The sequence below is a fragment of the Flavobacterium sp. UBA4854 genome, assembly GCF_002399805.1.
Taxonomy (GTDB): Bacteria; Bacteroidota; Bacteroidia; order Flavobacteriales; family Flavobacteriaceae; genus Flavobacterium; species Flavobacterium ginsengisoli.
Genome location: NZ_DHEI01000080.1, coordinates 95,391 through 96,946 on the forward strand (window position 1 = coordinate 95,391; position 1,556 = coordinate 96,946).

The 1,556-nt window shown below is 39.7% G+C and carries 1 protein-coding gene; it reads left to right on the plus strand.

The window, feature by feature from the left end; genetic code table 11:
* On the plus strand, window positions 1-1,556 hold a 1,556-nt coding region (locus tag B3J44_RS11350; protein WP_286968543.1), incomplete at both ends, for a SprB repeat-containing protein.

A 1,556-nucleotide genomic window follows, 5' to 3' on the forward strand; every position in this document is an offset into this window, starting at 1 on the left:
GCAACTGTTTCAAATCTTCCGGCGGGAACTTATACTTTAACTGTTACAGATACCTGTTCTTCACAATCCAATTCTGTTACAATCGGACAGCCTGCGGCGGCGTTAGCTTTAGGCGCGTCCTCTAAAACTGATGTTTTCTGTTTTGGAGCAAGCACTGGAACTGTAACGGCTGGAACTGTGACAAACGCGATTGGAACGGTAAACTACTCTTGGAAAAATAGCGGAGGAATTGAAGTTGGAACAACAGCAACTGTTTCAAACCTTCCCGCGGGAACTTATACGGTGACTGTTACCGATAGCTGTTCTTCACAATCTAATTCTGTTACAATCGGACAGCCTGCGGCGGCCTTAGCTTTAGACGCATCTTCCAAAACTGATGTTTTCTGTTTTGGAGCAAACACTGGAACTGTAACGGCTGGAACTGTGACAAACGCGATTGGAACGGTAAATTACTCTTGGAAAAATAGCGGAGGAATCGAAGTTGGAACAACAGCAACTGTTTCAGACCTTCCTTCAGGAACATACACTTTAACAATTACTGATTCTTGCTCTTCTCAATCCAATTCAGTAACCATATCACAACCAGCTATAGCTTTAAGCTGTTCTATTATTCAAAATAAAGCTGTCACTTCAAATGGTTTAAGCGATGGAGAAGCTACTGTAACTCCAATTGGTGGTAATGTAGGCTACACTTATTTATGGGATAATAGTGAAACTACTCAAAAAGCAGTTGGATTAAGTGCAGGCCTTCATTCTGTTACTGTAACCGATTCAAAAGGATGCACAACAACTTGTACTGTCACTATAACTCAACCAGATGTGTTTTCTTGCAGTATTTCTCAAGATAGCGCTGTAAAATGTTTTGGAGAAAATACTGGAAAAGCTACTATTACAGCTGTTGGAGGTAATGGTGAATATACTTATCTTTGGGATAATGGTGAAACTACTGCACAAGCAATTGCTTTAAGTGCTGGCGTTCATAATGTAACTGTAACAGACAAGTTAAATTATACTACTACTTGTTCTGTAACAATATCTCAACCTCAACAAGGATTATCTGCTACAAAATCTCAAACTGATGTAACTTGCGGTGGAGGCAGCAATGGTTCTGCAACTGTAACAGTTTCTGGAGGAACTCCTGCATATTTATATTCTTGGAATTCAAATCCTGTTCAAACAGGAGCTACAGCCAACAATCTTCCTGCAGGAAATTATACAGTTCTTATAACTGATGCAAATGGATGCCAGATTTCAGAATCATTTACGATTTTGGATGGAGACTCTATTAAACCAATTATAAATCCATTACCAGAAACAACAACCATAAATTGCCCAGCAGAACCAGTTTTCACACAAGCCACAGCAACTGATGACAGTGGAACAGTTTCTTCATTAACTTATGTAGATACAATTACAGAGGGAAATTGTGCTGGATCATATACTAAAACAAGAACTTGGACCGCAAAAGATGCTTGCGATAATGTGTCACTTCCTGTCAGTCAAACTATAATTGTTCAAGACATTACTGCTCCTACATGGACTACTGAGGCTGGATC